Annotated in this window: 23 protein-coding genes; 12 read left to right on the forward strand and 11 right to left on the reverse strand. The window is 61.6% G+C overall.

The window, feature by feature from the left end:
- Nucleotides 1-26: 26 nt before the first annotated feature.
- Together NP_RS13115 and NP_RS13120 are read left to right on the forward strand one after the other, a co-directional pair.
- Nucleotides 27-266, forward strand: coding sequence for a sigma factor-like helix-turn-helix DNA-binding protein (locus NP_RS13115; protein ID WP_049939764.1), 240 nt, complete (start codon nt 27-29; stop codon nt 264-266).
- A gap of 97 nt (nt 267-363) precedes the next feature.
- Nucleotides 364-2,016 carry a DUF7845 domain-containing protein gene (locus NP_RS13120; RefSeq protein WP_011324366.1) on the forward strand — a complete coding sequence of 551 codons (1,653 nt, stop codon included), beginning with the start codon at nt 364-366 and terminating at the stop codon, nt 2,014-2,016.
- 416 nt (nt 2,017-2,432) lie between these two features.
- On the opposite strand, the gene NP_RS13125 is transcribed toward NP_RS13120, so the two are convergent.
- From NP_RS13125 to NP_RS13165, 9 genes are all read right to left on the reverse strand, one after another.
- Nucleotides 2,433-2,807 (reverse strand): hypothetical protein, encoded by a 375-nt coding sequence (locus NP_RS13125; protein WP_011324367.1) that lies wholly within the window; start codon nt 2,805-2,807, stop codon nt 2,433-2,435.
- A gap of 264 nt (nt 2,808-3,071) precedes the next feature.
- Nucleotides 3,072-3,353, reverse strand: a complete 282-nt coding sequence (locus NP_RS13130; protein ID WP_011324368.1) for a DUF7692 domain-containing protein — start codon at nt 3,351-3,353, stop codon at nt 3,072-3,074.
- 294 nt (nt 3,354-3,647) lie between these two features.
- A complete protein-coding gene (locus tag NP_RS13135) occupies nt 3,648-4,388 on the reverse strand; it encodes a hypothetical protein (protein WP_011324369.1) in 741 nt (246 codons plus the stop codon).
- The gene (locus tag NP_RS13140; RefSeq protein WP_011324370.1) at nt 4,385-4,639 is read right to left on the reverse strand and encodes a hypothetical protein; all 255 of its coding nucleotides are present in this window, start codon (nt 4,637-4,639) and stop codon (nt 4,385-4,387) included. Before NP_RS13140 ends, NP_RS13135 begins: the two co-directional genes overlap by 4 nt.
- On the reverse strand, nt 4,636-5,772 hold the full coding sequence (locus NP_RS13145; protein WP_011324371.1) for an ATP-binding protein: 1,137 nt from the start codon (nt 5,770-5,772) through the stop codon (nt 4,636-4,638). Before NP_RS13145 ends, NP_RS13140 begins: the two co-directional genes overlap by 4 nt.
- Nucleotides 5,769-7,175, reverse strand: a complete 1,407-nt coding sequence (locus NP_RS13150) for a hypothetical protein (RefSeq protein ID WP_011324372.1) — start codon at nt 7,173-7,175, stop codon at nt 5,769-5,771. Before NP_RS13150 ends, NP_RS13145 begins: the two co-directional genes overlap by 4 nt.
- A gap of 109 nt (nt 7,176-7,284) precedes the next feature.
- Complete coding sequence (locus NP_RS13155) at nt 7,285-9,120, reverse strand: hypothetical protein (RefSeq protein ID WP_011324373.1); 1,836 nt, start codon at nt 9,118-9,120, stop codon at nt 7,285-7,287.
- Nucleotides 9,121-9,223: 103 nt separating this feature from the next.
- Nucleotides 9,224-9,820: a hypothetical protein gene (locus tag NP_RS13160; RefSeq protein WP_011324375.1), complete on the reverse strand. Its 597-nt coding sequence runs from the start codon at nt 9,818-9,820 to the stop codon at nt 9,224-9,226.
- 2 nt (nt 9,821-9,822) lie between these two features.
- Nucleotides 9,823-10,023 carry a hypothetical protein gene (locus NP_RS13165; protein WP_011324376.1) on the reverse strand — a complete coding sequence of 67 codons (201 nt, stop codon included), beginning with the start codon at nt 10,021-10,023 and terminating at the stop codon, nt 9,823-9,825.
- Nucleotides 10,024-10,134: 111 nt separating this feature from the next.
- On the opposite strand from NP_RS13165, the gene NP_RS13170 reads away from it, so the two are divergent.
- The 3 genes from NP_RS13170 to NP_RS13180 all read left to right on the forward strand — a co-directional run bounded on the left by NP_RS13170 (nt 10,135) and on the right by NP_RS13180 (nt 11,860).
- Complete coding sequence (locus NP_RS13170) at nt 10,135-10,314, forward strand: hypothetical protein (RefSeq protein ID WP_011324377.1); 180 nt, start codon at nt 10,135-10,137, stop codon at nt 10,312-10,314.
- A gap of 150 nt (nt 10,315-10,464) precedes the next feature.
- Entirely contained in the window at nt 10,465-11,001 is a 537-nt protein-coding gene (locus NP_RS13175; protein WP_011324378.1) for a type IV pilin, read from the forward strand.
- Nucleotides 11,002-11,038: 37 nt separating this feature from the next.
- Complete coding sequence (locus tag NP_RS13180; protein ID WP_011324379.1) at nt 11,039-11,860, forward strand: hypothetical protein; 822 nt, start codon at nt 11,039-11,041, stop codon at nt 11,858-11,860.
- Here NP_RS13180 and NP_RS13185 read toward each other — a convergent pair.
- Both NP_RS13185 and NP_RS15180 read right to left on the reverse strand, forming a co-directional pair.
- Nucleotides 11,857-12,156 (reverse strand): hypothetical protein, encoded by a 300-nt coding sequence (locus NP_RS13185; RefSeq protein ID WP_011324380.1) that lies wholly within the window; start codon nt 12,154-12,156, stop codon nt 11,857-11,859. The genes NP_RS13180 and NP_RS13185 overlap by 4 nt on opposite strands.
- Nucleotides 12,153-12,467 carry a helix-turn-helix domain-containing protein gene (locus NP_RS15180; RefSeq protein WP_011324381.1) on the reverse strand — a complete coding sequence of 105 codons (315 nt, stop codon included), beginning with the start codon at nt 12,465-12,467 and terminating at the stop codon, nt 12,153-12,155. Before NP_RS15180 ends, NP_RS13185 begins: the two co-directional genes overlap by 4 nt.
- Nucleotides 12,468-12,659: 192 nt before the next feature.
- Here NP_RS15180 and NP_RS14850 point away from each other — a divergent pair, with 192 nt between their 5' ends.
- From NP_RS14850 to NP_RS13225, 7 genes are all read left to right on the forward strand, one after another.
- The gene (locus NP_RS14850) at nt 12,660-12,977 is read left to right on the forward strand and encodes a hypothetical protein (protein WP_011324382.1); all 318 of its coding nucleotides are present in this window, start codon (nt 12,660-12,662) and stop codon (nt 12,975-12,977) included.
- A 154-nt stretch (nt 12,978-13,131) separates the two neighbouring features.
- On the forward strand, nt 13,132-14,181 hold the full coding sequence (locus NP_RS13200) for a tyrosine-type recombinase/integrase (RefSeq protein ID WP_011324383.1): 1,050 nt from the start codon (nt 13,132-13,134) through the stop codon (nt 14,179-14,181).
- A 228-nt stretch (nt 14,182-14,409) separates the two neighbouring features.
- A complete protein-coding gene (locus tag NP_RS13205; protein WP_011324384.1) occupies nt 14,410-15,033 on the forward strand; it encodes a flavin reductase in 624 nt (207 codons plus the stop codon).
- Nucleotides 15,030-16,235, forward strand: a complete 1,206-nt coding sequence (locus tag NP_RS13210; protein WP_011324385.1) for a M20 family metallopeptidase — start codon at nt 15,030-15,032, stop codon at nt 16,233-16,235. Before NP_RS13205 ends, NP_RS13210 begins: the two co-directional genes overlap by 4 nt.
- On the forward strand, nt 16,232-17,239 hold the full coding sequence (locus tag NP_RS13215) for a hypothetical protein (protein WP_011324386.1): 1,008 nt from the start codon (nt 16,232-16,234) through the stop codon (nt 17,237-17,239). Before NP_RS13210 ends, NP_RS13215 begins: the two co-directional genes overlap by 4 nt.
- Nucleotides 17,240-17,457: 218 nt before the next feature.
- Nucleotides 17,458-17,850: a DUF7522 family protein gene (locus NP_RS13220; protein WP_011324387.1), complete on the forward strand. Its 393-nt coding sequence runs from the start codon at nt 17,458-17,460 to the stop codon at nt 17,848-17,850.
- A 7-nt stretch (nt 17,851-17,857) separates the two neighbouring features.
- Nucleotides 17,858-18,574, forward strand: a complete 717-nt coding sequence (locus tag NP_RS13225; RefSeq protein ID WP_011324388.1) for an alpha/beta hydrolase family protein — start codon at nt 17,858-17,860, stop codon at nt 18,572-18,574.
- The last annotated feature ends 9 nt before the right edge of the window (nt 18,575-18,583 follow it).

Below are 18,583 nucleotides of genomic sequence, written 5' to 3' on the forward strand. Positions count from 1 at the left end.
GCGGGTTCTGTAGCTGAAACGGGGGGATACGCGTGACGCAGTTGTCGCTGACCGACTTCGACAGCGACGGCTGTGACGACGGCCTCACCGAGCTGACCGAGGCCGAACGCGAAGCCTACGTCGCGGTCGAACAGGACGGCGTCGGCGTTCGGGAGTTCGCCCGAGAGACTGAGCGCCGGCCCGGCACCGTTGGTAACCTCCTACGCCGCGCCCGGATGCGGCTGGGGGAAGACGACGCTGACCAGGAGGTGACCGAGACGTGGTGACCTGCCCCGTCTGCGGCGAATCCTCGACGAAAATCTATCGCTGCACCAGCTGTGGTGCCGACCTCGTCGAAACAGGCACCGAAGGGAGGGAAGACGCGTGAACGCCGAACTCATCGAGCCCGCTTGGCACGAGGTCGCCGTCAACCTCATCTTCGGCGACGACGGCCACTGCTGCTCCCACGGCCTCGAACCCTTCTACGCCGCCGAGCGAATCGTCCGCAACAACGGCGGTTCGAAGCGCGGCCGCTGCCAAGTCAACGGCCACACCGTCTCCCTGCAACTGTACTACCAAGACTCCGGCATCGGCTCGCTAAACCACCCTTCCACTGACCTTGATACCATCCGCGAGTTCCGTATCTCGTGGGAAATCGTTGACGAAGACGACGACGTGGGCGAACGGTCGGGTAACATCCACATCGCACCACGCACCCCGAAGATGACCGACACAAACGGGGACAGCATCTCAACGCCGCCGGACCTCACCGGCGTCAACTGCACCGTCAAGGGCAGCAACTTCCCGCTCGAAGAGTACGACGCGCTGCTACATCGGGCGACCAGCGCCCTCGGCTTCAACGAGCGGTATTTCTCCCCCGACCGGATTCACCAAGAGTACAGCAACATTCAGGACGCCGCCCGCTACGTCCGGCTGATTCGAAACGAAACCGGGACGATTCACGCCGTCGACGGCGTCATCGCCCGCATCTCGAACTTGCTTGCCAGCGACCGCTCGGGCTATCGCAAGCACGTCGCTGACGACACCGAGGCTCCCGGCTACTACCACACGGCCACCATCGGCCCGAAGCGGGCCAGCGAGTTGGTCGACCAGCATCATCTGCCGAAGGAAATCAAACACTACCTGCCACGGGAATCAGACAGCCTCGACCCCGAAAACCCCGTCTACCATCCGAAGCTCGAAGCGTCACTACAGGTGTCCCGCGTCGACGGGCCGGTTCAGTGGTCGGAACGGTCCCGCGTTGCTCGCGAACTTGACGAAGTGCTGTTGAACGTGCTTCGATGGGAGGACTTCCCTGTCACCGACGACGAGCTCGAAGCCGGCGACCGTGACGGCGGTGATCCGCCCGGCGGCCGCGGCCCCTTCGTCGAAGACGAATACTTCGGTGCCGAGACGAGCCGGCGGCAGCGCCGCCTCCTGGACGACCCGACGCCAGAGCTGCAAGACCAACAGGAGTCGTTGGTAATGAAGCATCTCGCGGGCGGCTTCGAGGACAGCGACGCCGACGTACTCGACGCCCTGGTAACCGACGGCGGTGAGGTGTCACCGCAGGACATTGCTGAACAGAAGGACTGGCACGTCGAGACGATCTACAAGGCCGTCGACCGGCTGGAGGACATCATCGACCACAGTTACGGAGAGCTGTCGCTACGGTCCCACCACATCGCCGAAAAGGTCTGTGAGTACGTCCAGTCGGCGCGACGGAGTGCGGTGGACGCGGCGGAGACGTTGGCGCGGTCGCTCGAACACGAGGTCGGTCTGGAGCTGGCGAACGATGCGCTCGTCGAGTGGGTCGACCGGTTCGGCGTCGACGTTGAAGACCGTCGCGACGCCCAGCTGGCGCTTCGGTTCGGTCGTGTCGAGATGACCCGCGAGGAGTTCAGCGTCGCCTTGACGACAGGGCTCCACCAGTGGATGCAGGCGGGGTGGAAGCGCGAGCGGTTCCTGGAGGCCGAGGTCGAGGTCCGGCTGGACGGCGGTCGGTACCAGATGCGGGCGTATGACCTGATGGGCTGACCGGCGGCTGGATAGAGGCATCACTGTCTTTTTGTTCGGGGCTTCGAGACTATTCTGTACGCTGAGGGGCTGTACCGCCACCATCCGGTTTGACCCTCTGTTTCAGGTGGAGTTTTCGGGGTGTTGAGCCGTGGGTATCGAGACGGTCTCGACGGCGCTGGGCGGCTCGAAATCCGGGGGGACCCCTTGGATTCCCGCTTAGGGTGTGGTTAAGACCACACAATTCAAACTACCAGCCAGCAATTCGGCGAAAGCGCACGCGAAACGCCCCCTGAGGGCGCGCAAAAGATTTTGAGATTATTGACCTGTTGACGCCTTTAATCAATGACAGGTTTCGGCAGTCGTGCTGAATAGAGGGCGCGAGTCTTGCAGAATGCGGAGCTACTACGCTGTTTCGGGGCGACGGATACTCGGACTCACCCGTCGCGAGCCCACTCAACAGCCTCGGTACGATCTTCAGTCGTCAGCGTGTCCAATCCACCAGTCTCGACTTTTCCACGTAACGACAGCGCCTTGATTCCGTCAGCGACGACCGCCCACCGCTCGATGCCAGCTTGCTCGGCTCGCTGTGCGGATTTCTCCCAGACTTCGAAGACCTGCTCGTTGAAGGCGTCGTCAAGCTTGACCACAGTCACCATTCCATCCACATTATACTGATCCAACAAATCCTCGTAGACTGGATATGCGTCCTCGCGGAATGCCGACAGCTCCATGCCAGGCAAGAACTCCCAGATCATCACGCCGTCGTCAATCTCAACTGTCCATCCGTCACCACGCTGTTTTTCCGACATACCAAACGCTCGCCTCCGCTTACAATTATTCTTTACTTCTTGTCCTACGATTGCACTGGCCCGTGGTGTTATTACTAAAAGATCCCAGAACAGCAGATATCATTGGCTCTGACTATACTGGTGACTTTCTGATGGATAGATTCTCTATATTCAGCAGTCCGTTTCCCTCAGAATCGTGAGCGGTCGCACTCCTCGTATAGGTAGCGAGGATTCAGTTCAGTTGTCCACCAGCCGTGTTTGTCAGCAAGAGGCTCAACAGACAGGTTATTGAACATTAGCGTCGACTCTGACGGAAACCTCGAACGAAGTGGTCCGCGTCGAAAGAGTCTCTGCCATCTCTCTGCGCTGCTGCTCGGTCAAATCGTCGCGGGCCAGTACTTCGTGGGCGGCCTCGACCAGCTGGGCGACATCATCGCAGGCGAACGCCACGGCGTTGCTCCGATTGCAGTCGTAGAACTCTGCTGCCTTCTCCATCGCATCAAATCGCCACTCGTTGCCATCTCCGGTCCGGATTCGGACCGATCCGGGAACCTCTTGGTCGGCCATGCTCGTGAACACAACCCGCTATTCCTAGAGTTCTGCGGTCGTCCAAGCGGTCAGCGTATATAAACAACGTGTCATTCGCGGTGAGGCACAGCTGTCAGTCGCCGTCAGCACCAACGGACCCACCTGAATATGAACACGACCACAGCCCTGTTCGTGTTCATATTGCGGACCCGCCGCATCTCGATGTGCAACCGCGTGCGGTCACACCGAAACACCCGCTACAGGTACCTCAGGGGGAGGGGGTAACACCGGGGCTATGCGCGCGAGCGCGAAGCAAAATCGTTGGTAAGAAAATCAGACGCCGGCCGGCTCGGGCGGCTCGATGCCCATCTCTCGAAGTTCCGCACAGGCTTCCTCATGCCCTTCCCGGCAGGCCTCGCGGGCGTGGTCGGCCATCGCCCCCTGGGCGGCTCTGAATTGGTCTGCAGCCCGCCTCGTCTCCCGTGCGCCCTCTCTGTCGGCCCGGGCTCCCGACTCGTCTCTCCGGGCCCGCTCGGCCACGTCGACGTGCTCGCTCGGCGTAAGCTCCGGGTCGTAGTATGCTCGCCAGTCGTCGACGCCCTCACCCTGCAGGATGGCCTTCGCGCTGCGAGCGTGCATTAGGTTGTCCGGGTCCACGTCCCGCCGTTCTGCGTCGGTCAACTCGGCTTGCCCGTGCTGGTACGTCTCGCGGCGCTTCGAGTCCGCCGCCGCGCCTTCGAGATAGGCTCGCTCATCGGCGTCCAATTCGTCACCCAACACTTCGATAGTGGTGTCTCGTCGGTCGTCCGTCGGGGCCAGCACGCCGTCCGGCAGCTCGTCTCGGACGGCGTTGGCTGTCTCAAGGTCGCCGAACTCGGCCGTCGTCGTCTCGCGGTACCGCGCAAGCGCGAAGCCCTCCGCACGCAGCTCCGCCGTCTCTTTGTCCGTCAACTCGGCTGGGTCGACCTTCCCGGCCGGCCCCAGATACTCCCAGTGGTGGCCGTCGCCCGTGTAGGTCACACGGTAGGCGTACGGTCCGTATCCGTCGACTTTCTTCGTGACTATCGTACTCATTCGTCGTCTGCCCCCTCGTCGTTGGTAAGTTCGTTGTACATCTCGCGGCACCTTTTCAGCTGCTCTCGGGCCAGCCGCCTCCGCATCTTGATTTTCCCCCGCAGGACAGATTCGTCAGCGTCGTCGGGAGCATCGAGGTCGTCCGGGTCGGTGGCTTCCAGCCACTCCAGCCGGCTTTCGAGGTCGTCAATCCGCCGTTCCAGTTCCGCGGCTCGCTCGTCGTTGGCAAGTTGCGTGAGTTCGTCAGTCATGTATCTCCCTCCAGCCGGGGGTCGGGCTCGCCGTCCCACTGCGACCGGTGGGCGTGGCAGTAACCGCTCTCGTGGGTGACCGTCGCCCCGCAGTCGGAGCCGTCGGTCTTCGTCCCACGACAGTCGACGTATTTCGTTGCCTCGTCGCTGCTGCCGTCACCGATAGGGTCCTCATCGGGCTCCTGGTAGGCTTCCCAGTTGTCGATGAGCTGGCCGCGATTGATTTGCTTTTCCGGCTCGTCGAGGTCCCATTCCAGATGGGCGAAGTAGTTTGTCGAGTAGTTCCAGTCCGACCACTCGGGGATGTCCCGGAGCCCACGAACGCGAAACCAAACCTCATCGGTCATGTAGGCGTTCCAGCCGCGATAGACCGTTATGCAGTCGATGAGCCCCTCATCGACCTTTCCGTCAGCCTGAATCACTACGTCGGACTGCTTCTTTACCAGCGGGTGAATGTCGTTGTCGTTCTCGTGGCCGATGAAGATAGTCCGCAGGCTGCCGCCCTCCGACTTCCGGAAGGCGTTGATGGTTCGGCTCATCACCGCCTCAACGTCTGATTGGCCGGTGTAGGCGTTACCCGAGGTACTGAACTCGTCGAAGATAGCGACCTTCTCACCCGGCTCTTTAGCGAACTCCAGATACCGGCTGATGTCTTCGGCAAACTCGACAGCGTCGTGGTCTTCGGGTGCGGGGTCGTCGGGATCGTCTCGACCGATGTTCGTCAGCACCTTGTCGATGATGTCGTCCTGCCATAGCCGGCGAACGATTTCCAGCGCCTTCGCGGTCTTCCCCGAACCTTTCGGTCCCTTGATGAGGATTTGCTGGGCGGCCGGGCGACAGGCGTCGATAAGCCGCTGGTAGCCGGTCGCGTCCGTCCGCGACTCCGACAGCCCCGTGGCAGCGTTCATGCTCGCCACGTCGCCGCTCTGGCGGGCTTGACGGAGCATATCGGTCTGCCCCTTTCGGGACAGCATCTCCGCCAGCGGACCGTCGTCAACGCCGGCGTGTTCCATCGTCAGCATCACGTCGCCCACATCTTGGTCGTCAGCCAGCACTGCGTCGATGTGGGCGTCAACGTCGCCGTCTCGAATCTGGTCAGCTAATTCTGCGGCACTCCAAGAAGCATCAGTCATGTTGAGTCCTCCGTCGTATCGTCATCGTTGGTAATGTCGGCTCGCTCGTCGGGCGATTCGTTCGCGTGGTCGGCATTCTCGTCGTCTTCGGCCGCCTCACCGGGCGTGTAGTAATCCTCCCAGCGGGTCCCTTCCGCCGCCTCATCGAGGATGTCGTCAATGGCACCGGAGTCGGTCGACAGGGCACTACGGACGGCCTTGTCGACAGCGCGGGTTGATGCAATATCGCTGGCGATGCTGATGCCGCTAATCTCACGGAGCAGGTTCTTCCCCAGCTCGGCGGAGTCAAGCAGCCGGTTGCGGTTGTCTCGAATCTTCGCTTGGTCGGCTACCAGCTCTCGGTCATCCGCGAGGCCGGGCCACGTTCCATCTGCCTCGTTGTCCGTCGGGTCCATGTTCCGGACGACGACAGCGCGGCCGCCGGGCGTCTCCGCCTTCGACTTGCCGGCGTCGGTGTCGGCGTTCCGCAGGTCCATCTGCCGGATTCTCTCGGGCGGCCCGGAATAGATGGCGAAGCCGCCGTCTTCAGGCTCGACGCCACGCGCCGACTGGATGATATCGTCCACGTCGATATCCAGCACGAACTCGACATCGGGCGACCACACACGGCTCACCAGTGCGAAGGCCGGCGGCAGCGCCACGACCGTCGTGGCAGCCGTGCCGGCGATGATAACCCGGTGGGCGTCGGCGAGGTCGCCCCAGAACGCCAGCGGGCCACGCACGACGCCGAAGGCCATCAACAGCGCGTAGACGCCAGAGACAACTGCCAGCGCGATAGCGACGTAGTGGTCCGCGAGGAACCGCTTTGCTCGACCGACGACGCCGTCGACGGGGTCGCGTTCGATGCGATGCCGTTCGTCGTTGGTAAGCTCCCGGTAGCTGTTCTGGTGGCGGCGTTTCAGCAGGCCAACGGAGAGCCCGGTCGACAGCAGCGTTCCGGAGATTCCGGAGACAGCCGCCCACTGCACCAGGGCGACCGTCGGCGCGCCGGTGATAATATCGAGGACCTGCCGGTCGCCGGATGCAGCGACCATTTCGCCGCCCTCTTGGATGGTGATTACCGGGTCGCTCGCGGTGGTAAACTGGATTTCGCGCGTTTCGCCGGGCGGGATTGTGTATGTCTCGAAGCCGATACGCTCGCTACCTCCCGACCCAAGGTTGTCGATGGCTCCGGCGTCGGTGATAGCCACCCGAGCGCGACTGTCTGCCTCGATGGTGATATGGGCCGTGCGGTCGGTCCAGTCGACTTCCAGCACGTCGCTGTTACCCAGCTGATGTTCAATTGTCTGTGCCTCGTCGCCGTCCGGTGTCGGCGTTGGTGTCTCGGCTTGGGCAGCGGCGGGCGCCGTGAGACAGCCGACGACAGCGACAAAAACAAGGAGTACGGTGGTTATTCGCTTCATCGTTGGTAACGTCGTCGTCAGACCGGCAGCACGTCGATGTAGCCAGCCGTCTCAAGAGCCCACGCCGACAGGCCGACCGCGGCGACCGTGCCGAGCAGCCGGAGCATTGTCACTCGCCCCCCAGCGCGATACCGGCGAATATCAGGGCCAGCACGCCAGCGCCGGCTGCGGCGGCCGACTGGCCGATACCGGAGAACCAGCCGCCGATGCCGCCGAGGTCGATACCGCCGCCTATCCCAAGACCGTCGTTATGTGCTTCTTCGTATTTCTCAATTAGTTCATCATTCCGTTGCTCCATCTCATTCCATTCTTCTTGCGTAATGTAGTTGTCATCTTCTTGTGGCTCGGTGAAGCGTTCGAACTCAGCGGAATCATATTCCTCACCGTCAGAATCTTCGAATTTCTCCACTTCGAACGGCTCTTTAATCTGCACTGTTTCGTATCTTGTTTCGTCAGTATCGGCATAGTAGCTGACAGACTCTATTTCCGTTATCGCTGTCTCAAGCTGGTCGGACAGGTCAATTTCCCAGTAACCATCTGACTCGTTAAAGTCGCTTCTAGTAACTTCGACAGTCTCCCCGTGTCCTGTTTCAATGCGATAAAGCGTATCGGGAAACGGTTTGTCGGTAAACGTTGCTACACCGCCATCAACAGATTCGTCATAATCCGACCAGATACCTTCGCCTTGCGATATGTCATAGGTAAAGTAAAGGTCGTCATCGAGGTCGTCGGGGTCGTAGATTTCCCCAACTTCGAGAGTTAGGTCCTCGGACGTTGTGGCGAATGAACCGCGAAGCGTCGCGTCATATTCGGGAATATGTATCGTTGCTTCTCGCTCTACATCAACCGGCATATTAAGCGCAATAAGGTCAGCGACAGCCTGCGGGAAATCCTCATCTTCGGCCATCATCTCAGCGCGCTCGCGGGGCGTCACAAGGTCTTCAACGTCAAGCTCGCCCGACTGCACTTCACCATACACTTCATCAACCCACATCGCAAGGCCGCTGCGTACCTCGTCAAAAGTGTCTTCAATGTCAGTAACAAGGTTTCTCCACTCACTATCGTCCAGCAAAATGAAGTCTTCATAGTCTTCATAGTCTTCACCGGACATATCAACCGGAGCATTATCAGAAGGTGTGTAATCACCAGTCTGTTCCTTCTCGAAGATGCTGTAGTACCCTTCACCGGCACCGCCGCCGCGCCAATCACGCACAAACAGACCGTTCAGACCGAACACTTCGCCAGTAGGAAGCTCGTAGTCGAATTTATCAGTCTCGTAGGACACTGTACTATAATCATCAAAAACCTCGTCCTCTGGTAGGTCGGAATGTTCGTTAATAGCGTCACCAACAGACCCTACTTCAACGACTGTCTCGTTCCAACTTTCAAGCAGGTTCTTAAGCACGGTGGCTTCTTGTTCATTGACAGTTGATTCAGCAGCACTATACACATCATCTTGTGGAGACTGCTCGTTTAGCTCCTTAATGGCATCCAGTTTACCCTCGGTGTATGCGGTATGCTCGATGCCTTCGAGGATGTTCTCATTGTCGATAAACGTACTCTGGTTTGTCGAGTAACGGGTTCTAAGTGTCTGATAGGCCTCTTGCTTGAGTGCGTCCTGAGTAAGTCCTTCAGGCGGTGTATCGGAACCTAACACTTCAAATTCGCGCAGCGCCCAACCAACGGCAGCACTTCCGCCAATAGCTCCGGCAGCCTTCGCAGCGCCGGCAGCCCCGACAGGTATTGCCGGGATTAGCGCCTCGGCTTCGGCCGTCTGGCTGGCGAGGCCACCTGCACCGACGGCAGTTGCCGCAGTAGCAGCGGTGGCCGCTCGCACAAATCCACGTCGAGAGAGTCGAGACTGTCCGATATTGGCCCCCGCCGTGTGGTATGTCTCAGGCTCCCCGTCGTCGGTGCTGCCGGACTTACCAACGTCGCTGCTCATAGCGTCACCCCTGAGGCGAGCGCGGCCCCTGCAAGCGCCGTCGCGGCTCCGGCGAGATACAGCGCCACCTCCTCGGCCCGGAGATGCCGGTCAAGGAGCTGCATTAGTTGGCCCTCCCGGCGAGCGCGATACCGCCCACCACGAGCACGAGCGCGCCGACCGCGCCGATACCGAGGCTGGTGTTGTCGATGTCGTCGCCGATGTCGCCGACTCCGCCGCCGCCGAAGAAGCTCCCACCGATAGTGCCGACCGCGTCTTCGTCGTCGTCGTAGAGGGCGGCGTTGTCGAAGTGGTAGGCGTCGGCGTCGTCGTCGAGGCTGTCGTTCCAGTCGGCTTCTAGCGTTCCGGTGTCGTCGGTCAGCTCGTCGCCGTCGTCGGTTTCGAGCACGTCGCCGTCTTCGTCTTCGATTTGCAGCTCGTCAGCGTCGACAGCGTCCCACTCGAACGTGACTGTGGTCCCGATCTCAAGGCCGGACAGGTCGATGTCGGGTAGCTCGTCGTCGACGTTGGTAACATCGTGGTCGGTGTTGGTGTCGACCGCCGAGGCGACGATTTCGTCGTCCACCTCATCGAATGTGAGTTCGACGTAATCGTCAGTGCCGTCGTCCGTTTCCTCTGCGAGTGCCGGGGCAGCGACCGCTCCGGCGAACGTGGTTGCCAGCACGACTGTCAGGGTCAGAATGAGGGTTGTTCGTGTCATTGTCAGCAGTTGTCGATGATTCCGAAGGTGTCTGCGGCGTCGTAAATCGCGATACCGCCGATGAGCATCGCGACGCCGCCGGTCATCTCGGGACCCATCGCATCGAGGATGTTGAATCCGAACAGTCCGAAAACAGTCCAACTGAGGGCTGAAATCGCCAAGACGGCCGTCAGGGCCATCTCCGTCGGGGTTGCTCTGGTCATTGGTTGGTAACCCATCGGAGAAAGCCCGCCCCCATCCTAGATGGTCGGGAATCCGCACGGTCCCTAGGGACCGGCGGTACGCTTATCCTAATCTAGACGGTACGAGCAGGTATGCCGATTCGGAAGCTCCGGCAGCTCGACGACGATTCAGCAGGTGTGACGCTCCCGAAAGACGACCTCCGCGAGAACGGACTACTCGGCGACGACGGCCAGATCGAAGACGACCAACACGTTGTCATCGAGCAGGTTGACGACGGCGAGTGGACAGTTCGGACCGTCGACGTGGTCTGAAACCCGTTTTCGGTCAGGTCAAGCCATGAGATAAGGCCGAGAGTTTATATATCCTTACCAACGTATGTAGTGCTACGCAGTCGGAGCAAAAAGTCACCCCGCAGGTGGGGACGGACTACACCGAATGCGGCTGCATTCAAAAACCAAACTATGAATCTGAGTGACCTACTCAACACGGAAACCGACGATAGACGGGCTGTATCGCCAGTTATAGGGGTAATTCTCATGGTCGCGATTACCGTCATTCTTGCGGCCGTCATCGGGACCTTTGTCCTCGGACTGGGTGACCAAGTTCAGGAAACCGCACCCAACGCGCAGATTAGCGGTGAACAAATCACTCTTGATGAGGGAGACCTCGATGACGAAGAGGCTGTGCGAATAACGCATGAAAGTGGAGACGCAATCAATCCGAATGAAATAGAGATTACTGTCGACGGACAGACTGCTGCCAGCGTAGAGCCCGACAGCGATGTTGACGAAGCCGACACAAGCGATGATGGACCGACTATATGGACTGGCGGAGACCGAATTAGCGCTGGAGATCGTGTTCAGATTGTCGGTACGTATGATGTAGACGGCGATCAGTTTGACGAGGAACTCGACGATGAAGACGAAATCCGCGTCACATGGCAGGCACCCGGTGGCGACCGAACCGCTACCCTGTTCACGTTCGAAGTAGACGACTAAGAAGGTAACTGAAGCCATTTGCTGGCTTTCGTTTCACATGCTTCCCAGCCCAGTAGACGCCACCACCGCCAAACGAAAGCTCGTCGATACATACGACAACCCGAGCTACGAGGACCCGTGGGACGCTGTCGAAGACTACGAACACGTCCAACGATACACCGCCGCCCATCCTCAGCAAGGGTCGCAAGCAGTCAGCACAGCAACTGACCTCCCACGGGGCCGCATCCGGTCGTGGGTCGACAGCGACGGCATGCCGGACTGTTACCGGGGGCTCCAGACTGCCCTCACGAACGGCTGGATACTCGACAGTTGGAGTGACGAGACAGCCCGCCCGATGGCGATGCTGGCAGCGTGGACGCTCGCAAGCGGTAGTATCAACGAGCATTGGACGCCGACGTGGGTAACTGACGGCGACGACGAAGCTGACGCACTACGCCACCACGCCGACCGTGCCAACGTCGTCATCGAGCAGGCTCGTGAGGCAGAGGACGACCGGCCGGCGGAGTGGCGGCCGGCAGAATCAGCCTCGGTGCTCGGCCGGGTGCTCTATACGTGGCTCGGCCACCGTGGCGACAAGAACCACGCAGTACCGTTTCCGGCGTTCTTGGAAAGCGCCCCTGACCAGATTCGGCTAGACTTCGCTCGCGTCCACACCCAGCAACGGGGTATCATTCGCGACGACCGACCGGACCGGTTCGTGCAGATCATGGCGGAGCGAAGTGAGGGCTTCCGTCGGGCGCTGAAGGAGCTGCTACAGTCGGTCGTTGGTAATCCCGACGACATCCGCGGCGACAGTTGGCCGCTTCGTATCTACGGCGACGCAATCGACACCCTACGACAGTATCCAGAGCTGGATTAAACGGCGTGGGGGTTCGGCTGCTCGATATGCTTCTTCGCGTCAAGCTCGCCACGGAGGTAGCGCTGTCCCTCGCTGGTAAGTTCGTACATTCGTGACCCCTCGAAGATCGGGGCGACCAGCCCGCAGTCAGTCAGCATCCGGAGCCGCTCACGGGTACGGGATTCTGAGGCGTTCATCGTCGTTGCCTGTTCAATGAGGCTCGCTGTCGACCAGCCTTCCCGTTCAAGATGTTCGAGAATCCGCTCATCCAGCATACACATCCATTCAGCAGGATGTCGATGCTGTCTGTCGCTCATATCTCACCTGGCTCTTCGCCTGCAGTTGGCCCGCTTTCCGTCTCGTTGTCGTTCAGGTAGACGTGATTCTCCGCGTCGTACTCGCCATCCAAGTATGCCTCTCCCTCTTCGGTGATGACATAGACACCGTTGCCGAGGTCGCGTAGAAGGCCGTGCTCGGCGAGCTTCTTGCATCGCCGGGATACGTGTGTGTTAGTCACTCGGATATTTTCCTTGTCGGCCAGCTCACCGACTCGCCCGCCGTCTTCCGCACGAATATGCTCTAAGATTCTGTCATCCCAGATAGTCATCCATGTTCCGGGCTGTCTCATTAATCAACATATGGGGCATCTAATTAGTAATAGTCAGTAATTCGCCCTATGCTCGGCAGCATAACTTATATGTGATAGCGCGTCATCGGTGTCAATGCGAACCGGCGACTCGGCTGATGATGATTCTGTTGGCGGTGTAGAAGACCGGGCCGTGCTGGAACACGGCCCGAAAGTCGGTTCCAGAGACCGACCATGTCAACTGGAACTACAACGGACCCTTGCGGGTCCGACCGGCTAGATGAATCGGCGGCTGATAACGATACCGACGACCGCTGCGTGTGTGGTGCGCCGGCAGACGGCTACGGGGCGCTTCGCGACGGCCCGGTGTGTGCCGACTGCGCTTCGAGAGCGACCCCGCGCTGGCGGCTGCAACTGTCTTTCGGTGACCTGACGCTCCGCTCGGAGTGGACCAGCGAGTGGGCCGTCGTCGAGAACCTTGCCGACCAGCTCCGCTGTGACGACGCGGCCAGCGAGGTCGTCATCGAGCGACTGGCGGAGGTCGACGCCTAATGCCACCCGGTCAGCCTGTCCACCGCTGCGACGGGCGAATCTCGGTCGTCTGTCAGTGCTGTGGCCGCCGTTTCAAATCCCCCATCTTCGACGGAGAGCACGACAATTACTGTTCAGATGGCTGTCGCCGCCGCGCCGAATGGGGAGTCGGTCGATGAGCGACGACCTCGAACCGATTGCCCCTGCGGAGGCTGTCGAGATGTATATCGAGGCCCGGCAGGACGACTGTACCGAGAACACGATTGAGGGGCAGTATTACCGGCTACAGGCGTTCTTGGCGTGGTGCGACGAAGAGGATATTACCAACCTCAACGAACTGGACGGTCGGGACCTATACGCCTATCGCGTCTGGCGACGGGAGGGCGGCTACAGCGATACCGAACTCGCGGGGGCAACGCTCCGGGGCGATTTGGCGACGCTTCGCGCGTTCCTCCGGTTCTGCGGTGAAGTCGAAGCGGTCCCGCCAGAGTTCTTCGACCGCGTTCCGCTCCCCTCGGTAAGCGGGGGCGCTGATGTCAGCGCCAGCACGCTCGACCCCGATAGGGCGCAGGCCATTCTCGAATATCTTCAGCAATTCGAGTACGCCTCGAAGCGCCACGTCATCGTGCTGTTGCTGTGGCACGCTGGGTGCCGTGTCGGTGCCCTCCGAGCGCTCGACGTTGACGACCTCGACCTTGCGGGCGACCGACCGAACGCCACCGGTCCGGGTATCAAGTTCGTACACCGACCTGACGAGGGGACGCCGCTGAAGAACAAGCGAAAGAGCGAACGCTGGAACACAATCAGCGAAGGTGTCGCGAATGTCATCGAGGATTACATCGCCAGCCGCCGAACAGAGGCCGAAGACGACTACGGCCGTCGGCCGCTGATTTCCACGCGGTACGGCCGGATGAGCCGGTCAGCGATTCGGCAGGAGCTCTATCGAGTGACGCGCCCCTGCTGGTACAACGACGGCTGCCCACACGACCGGGACCCCGATGAGTGCGAAGCGACCGACGACGGCAGCATGAGTAAATGCCCGTCATCCCGCTCGCCGCACGACGTTCGGAGCGGTCGCCTCACCTTCTACCGACTGCGTGAGGTGGACGAGAAAGTCGTCAGCGACCGGATGGATGCCAGCGAGGAGATTCTCGACAAGCACTACGACCGTCGTTCCGAGCGCCAGAAGGCCGAACAACGCCGTTCTCACCTTCCAGACGTATGATTCAGAGCAAGTTCCACACCCGCGCTTTCCGACCCGTGAGTACCTGCGGGCGGGGAGGGCGGACTTCCTTTCGAGCCGATTCGTGGCAGATTGTCTGTTTCTGTCTCCGAGAACGAGACGAGCGTTCTAGGCCGCCGAAATCGGGACGAGCCGAAGGCATGGCTCCACGCGTAGGCAGTTCGAACACCCGTCGGACCGTAACGTGTTTGTCACAGGGGAACGCGAGTGATGTCACATCAAACCATGGGACTAACTGACGACCGGGACCTCGTGACGCTACAGCCCGACCAACCGTTCTTTGAGACGCTATACACCGTGTCGCCGCTGGTAGTCATCGGCACGCGTGAGGCCGATGGGTCGGAGAACCTGGCTCCGAAGCATATGGCGTTTCCGCTCGGGTGGGGAGACCACTTCGGTTTCGTCTGCAAGCCCGCCCACGGCACCTACGAGAACGTCGAGCGGACGGGGGAGTTCACCGTCAGCTATCCGCGGCCGGACGAGGTACTGGAAGCCAGTCTGGCCGCCGCCCCCCGTGACAGCGAGGGCGACAAGCCGACGCTCGAAGACATCGAGACAGCGACCGGCGAAAGCGTCAACGCGCCGGCGGTCGCCGACGCCTACGCGGTCCTTGAATGCGAACTCGACCGAATCGTTGCGGGGTTCGGTGACGCCGGCCTCGTCGCCGGCAAGGCCGTCGCCAAGCACGTCCACACCGATGCTCACCGGACCCACGACGAGGAACCGGAAGTCCTGCTGGAGCAGGCTCCGGCGCTGGCGTACCTCTATCCCGACCGGTTCGCGGAGATACGCGAGACGCAAGCGTTCCCGTTCCCGGAGGGGTTCGAGCGATGACACCGACCGGGGAGCCGCCGGCACTCGAAGACCGCCTGCAGGATTGGAGCGAGTCCCACCGCGATGAGATTGCGGACTACCTGCTGGAGTTAGTTGAAATCGAGACGCCGTCCGACGAGCCGGAGGCGTTCGACCAGTTCTTCGACCGTTACGGCGGCGACCTGCAAGCGGTCGGTCTCGAAACCCAGCGCATCCAAGGCGACGAGACAGGCGGTCGGCTCGAAGCCTGGTCGGCCGGCGGCGACGAGGCCGACGAGATTCAGCTCGTCGTCGGCCACGCCGACACCGTCTGGCCGCTCGGGACCGTCAAGGAGAATCCGCCGGAAATCCGTGAGGACGTTCTGGAGGGTCCCGGCTCGCTCGATATGAAGGGCGGGCTGACACAGCTCGTCTTCGCGCTCCGGGCGCTGGACGCGGTCGACGCCGACCCGGAGCTGCCGGTCTACGTGCTCGTTTCGAGCGACGAGGAAGTCGGCAGCCCCGAGTCGAAGCCGCACATTATCGACCTCGCGAAGCGAGCCAACCGGATATTCGTTCTCGAACCCGCCAGTGGCCCGGAAGGAAAAATCAAGACCGCCCGGAAGGCGGTCGGTCGGTTTACCGTCACCATCGAGGGACAGGCGGCGCATGCCGGCCTCGAACCGGAAGCGGGGGCCAGCGCGACCGAGGAGCTGAGCTCCGTCATCCGTCGGCTGCACGCGCTCACCGACCTCGATTCGGGCGTTACCGTCAACGTCGGCGAAGTCGAGGCGGGGTTGCGCTCGAACGTCGTTGCACCCGAGGCCCGTGCCGAGGTGGACGTACGGGCACCCACCGACGAGGCGGCCGAGACAGTCGAGAAAGCGATTCGCTCGCTCGACGCCGAGACGCCGGGGACCGAACTGACCATCGAGGGCGGCTTCGGCCGGCCACCGATGGAGCGGACGCCGGGCAACCGGCTGCTCTGGGAGCGAGTCCGGACGGTCGGCGACCGCCTCGGGCTTGCGCTTGAGGACGCTCGCGTCGGCGGCGCCAGCGACGGCAATGACGCCAGCCGGCACGCGCCGACGATTGACGGCTTCGGTGCGGTCGGCGACGGTGCACATCAAGAGTTCGAACACGTCCGGCTTGACCCGCTCGTCGACCGGGTCGCGCTGCTTGCTGCCTGCCTGCTCGACGAGCCGCTACCGGACGAGTACGAACAGGAGCTGGAGGACGCATGAAAGCGAATATACACACCGCAGTGACACGAATCGCCGACCTCGAAGGGCGTGCCTACGAGATCGAGCCACGCCCACGAAATCGGTGGGGAAGAGGAGACTACGTGCTTGCCACCGTCACGCGGCGGCCCGATGTCGACGTACGCGTCGAGAACCCGCACGGTCGGCGCGTCGAGACAATGGAAGGCGAGACGATCGTCGGCGCGCTCGGCACCCGTCGAGCGACCCGCGGGGTCGTCGGCAGCTGGCGCGATGTCGACGACAGCGGAGCAATGCACGTCATGACCGGCGGCGGCGTACTGGGCCGGGTCACCTCGGCGTCGCCGTTCGCTCCGTCGCCGATTGACATCGAGTACGAGGGCCACGTCGTCATCGACGGCGACATCGCCCGGATGGACGACTACGGGCTGTCAGCTGCCTCGCCAGCGCTCGATACGCCGGTCGTGCTCGTGCTCGGGACGAGCATGTCGTCCGGCAAGACAATGAGCGGCCGGGTAGTCACCCGAGTGCTCGTCGAGGAAGGATACGACGTGGCGGCCTGCAAACTGACAGGAGCGGGGACCTACGACGACATCCAGTCACTGGGCGTTGCGGGGGCCGACCCGGCCTGTGACTTCGTTGACGGAGGGCTGCCGACAACGATTGTCCCTGAAGACAGGTTCCGGAGAGCCGCCGGCGGCGTTCTCGAACGGATGCAGGACGCCGACGTCGTGGTTGCCGAGGTCGGAGCCAGTCCGCTGGAGCCGTACAACGGGGCGGCCGCCGTCGACCTCGTTGAAGACCAGGTCGCGTTTACGCTTCTCTGTGCGACCGACCCCTACGCAGTCGTCGGCATCGAGGAGGCGTTCGGCTGGTCGCCGGACCTTGTCACCGGTATCACGACAAACACGACCGCAGGCATCGAACTCGTCGAGCAGCTCGCTGACTGTCCGGCGTTGAACCTGCTCAAAGAGGAGACGAAACCACACATGCGGGACCTGCTCGTGGAGGCACTTCCCACCGAGTGAGGGCTATGCTACCTGTATAACGGGGTCGGCGAGCTACCGCAACTTGGCCAGCCCGGGTAGACAGTATTGTGCTACCGGAGGCCCCCGAAACGCCGTCGTTGTAACTATTCTCGACAGCAGCTGCCATGCACACAACACCGGAGGGGTCCGCGTGGCAGTTTTTCGCTTCCGAGCGAGATACACAATAAATACAACATTTATATCACGGGAACGAGTCCATGCGACGTGTGAGCGAAGACCAACCCAATCAGCAACTGGCCGAGGAGTTACAGAGCATCTGCCGGGCCGCCGTCGGTGACGAGCTTCGCAGTATCACCTACTTCACCGACGAGGACGTAGAACAACTGTACCTGCGCTCGGATTTGGACCGCACCGCCGACCTCTTCGGTTTCGCCGAGCTAGAGCGGAACGGCTTCGAAGCGGACGAGAAATACCGGAACAGCCAGCTCGGCGACTACCGAGCGACGATTCGGCTATTCGACAACGGCTACCTGACCCGAGTCACGCTGAACGACCACGGCGTTTGGGTGACGACCGACTCGATGTCGATAGACCGCTTCGAGGAGCTTTCCGAGTCGCTTCGGACGGCGCTTTCGTCAGCGGACGGCTGAGCCGGGGATGCCAGTTGAACACACAATCGAGCTCGAAGCCGGCGAGGAGCTAGCCGCCGTCTATCACCCCTGTGGCGGCGACCGCTGGGTGTTTTTCTGCCATGGGTTCCGAAGCGACAAGCACGGCAGCTACGAAGAGCGGTGCGAGCAAGCCGTCGCGGCGGATTTCAACGCCGTCCGGTTTGATTTCCGCGGCAGCGGCGACTCGGACCGCCCCTTCGTTGAGACGAGCCTGAGCACGCGCATTGCGGACCTCGAAGCCGTCGTCGACCACTTTGACCCGCCGTCGTATGCGCTGTTTGGCTCCAGTTTTGGCGCGAAGACCGCCTTCCACGCCGCTGCCGATGCCCCGCGGCTGCGGGCGCTTGTCGGTCGCGCGCCGGTCACCTACAACCGGGTCTTCGACGCCTATCGGGAGGCCGTCGAACGGGAGGGGCGGCTCCAACTCGATGCGGACCACGCCATCTCGTCGGCCTTTTTCGAGGACTTCGAGACCTACGACTTCGAGGCGGCTGCCGCACAGGTCGACGTTCCCGTCGCGCTGTTTCACGGCCGCGCCGACGCGACGGTCCCGCTCGAAAGCTGTCTCGATGCCGTCGGCGCGCTGGAAACGGACGTCCGGTTGCAGACGTACACGGACGAGGGACACCGCTTTTCCGAGGCGGCAGAGCAGCGACTTCGAGAGGCGGCCTTCGCGTGGCTGGACGACAGCTACGGAGCCTGAAGCGCCGCA

It is taken from the genome of Natronomonas pharaonis DSM 2160 (assembly GCF_000026045.1).
Taxonomy (GTDB): domain Archaea; phylum Halobacteriota; class Halobacteria; order Halobacteriales; family Haloarculaceae; genus Natronomonas; species Natronomonas pharaonis.

Bases quoted from the DNA above. Each gene is read 5' to 3' on its own strand.
- NP_RS13215 (WP_011324386.1), top strand. From the start codon at position 16,232: ATGAAAGCGAATATACACACCGCAGTGACACGAATCGCCGACCTCGAA.
- NP_RS13130 (WP_011324368.1), bottom strand. From the start codon at position 3,353: ATGGCCGACCAAGAGGTTCCCGGATCGGTCCGAATCCGGACCGGAGAT.
- NP_RS13200 (WP_011324383.1), top strand. From the start codon at position 13,132: ATGAGCGACGACCTCGAACCGATTGCCCCTGCGGAGGCTGTCGAGATG.
- NP_RS13150 (WP_011324372.1), bottom strand. From the start codon at position 7,175: ATGAAGCGAATAACCACCGTACTCCTTGTTTTTGTCGCTGTCGTCGGC.
- NP_RS15180 (WP_011324381.1), bottom strand. From the start codon at position 12,467: ATGAGACAGCCCGGAACATGGATGACTATCTGGGATGACAGAATCTTA.
- NP_RS13170 (WP_011324377.1), top strand. From the start codon at position 10,135: ATGCCGATTCGGAAGCTCCGGCAGCTCGACGACGATTCAGCAGGTGTG.
- NP_RS13140 (WP_011324370.1), bottom strand. From the start codon at position 4,639: ATGACTGACGAACTCACGCAACTTGCCAACGACGAGCGAGCCGCGGAA.
- NP_RS13185 (WP_011324380.1), bottom strand. From the start codon at position 12,156: ATGAGCGACAGACAGCATCGACATCCTGCTGAATGGATGTGTATGCTG.
- NP_RS13125 (WP_011324367.1), bottom strand. From the start codon at position 2,807: ATGTCGGAAAAACAGCGTGGTGACGGATGGACAGTTGAGATTGACGAC.
- NP_RS13175 (WP_011324378.1), top strand. From the start codon at position 10,465: ATGAATCTGAGTGACCTACTCAACACGGAAACCGACGATAGACGGGCT.
- NP_RS13135 (WP_011324369.1), bottom strand. From the start codon at position 4,388: ATGAGTACGATAGTCACGAAGAAAGTCGACGGATACGGACCGTACGCC.
- NP_RS13145 (WP_011324371.1), bottom strand. From the start codon at position 5,772: ATGACTGATGCTTCTTGGAGTGCCGCAGAATTAGCTGACCAGATTCGA.
- NP_RS13165 (WP_011324376.1), bottom strand. From the start codon at position 10,023: ATGACCAGAGCAACCCCGACGGAGATGGCCCTGACGGCCGTCTTGGCG.
- NP_RS13155 (WP_011324373.1), bottom strand. From the start codon at position 9,120: ATGAGCAGCGACGTTGGTAAGTCCGGCAGCACCGACGACGGGGAGCCT.
- NP_RS13180 (WP_011324379.1), top strand. From the start codon at position 11,039: ATGCTTCCCAGCCCAGTAGACGCCACCACCGCCAAACGAAAGCTCGTC.
- NP_RS14850 (WP_011324382.1), top strand. From the start codon at position 12,660: ATGTCAACTGGAACTACAACGGACCCTTGCGGGTCCGACCGGCTAGAT.
- NP_RS13225 (WP_011324388.1), top strand. From the start codon at position 17,858: ATGCCAGTTGAACACACAATCGAGCTCGAAGCCGGCGAGGAGCTAGCC.
- NP_RS13205 (WP_011324384.1), top strand. From the start codon at position 14,410: ATGTCACATCAAACCATGGGACTAACTGACGACCGGGACCTCGTGACG.
- NP_RS13220 (WP_011324387.1), top strand. From the start codon at position 17,458: ATGCGACGTGTGAGCGAAGACCAACCCAATCAGCAACTGGCCGAGGAG.
- NP_RS13210 (WP_011324385.1), top strand. From the start codon at position 15,030: ATGACACCGACCGGGGAGCCGCCGGCACTCGAAGACCGCCTGCAGGAT.
- NP_RS13160 (WP_011324375.1), bottom strand. From the start codon at position 9,820: ATGACACGAACAACCCTCATTCTGACCCTGACAGTCGTGCTGGCAACC.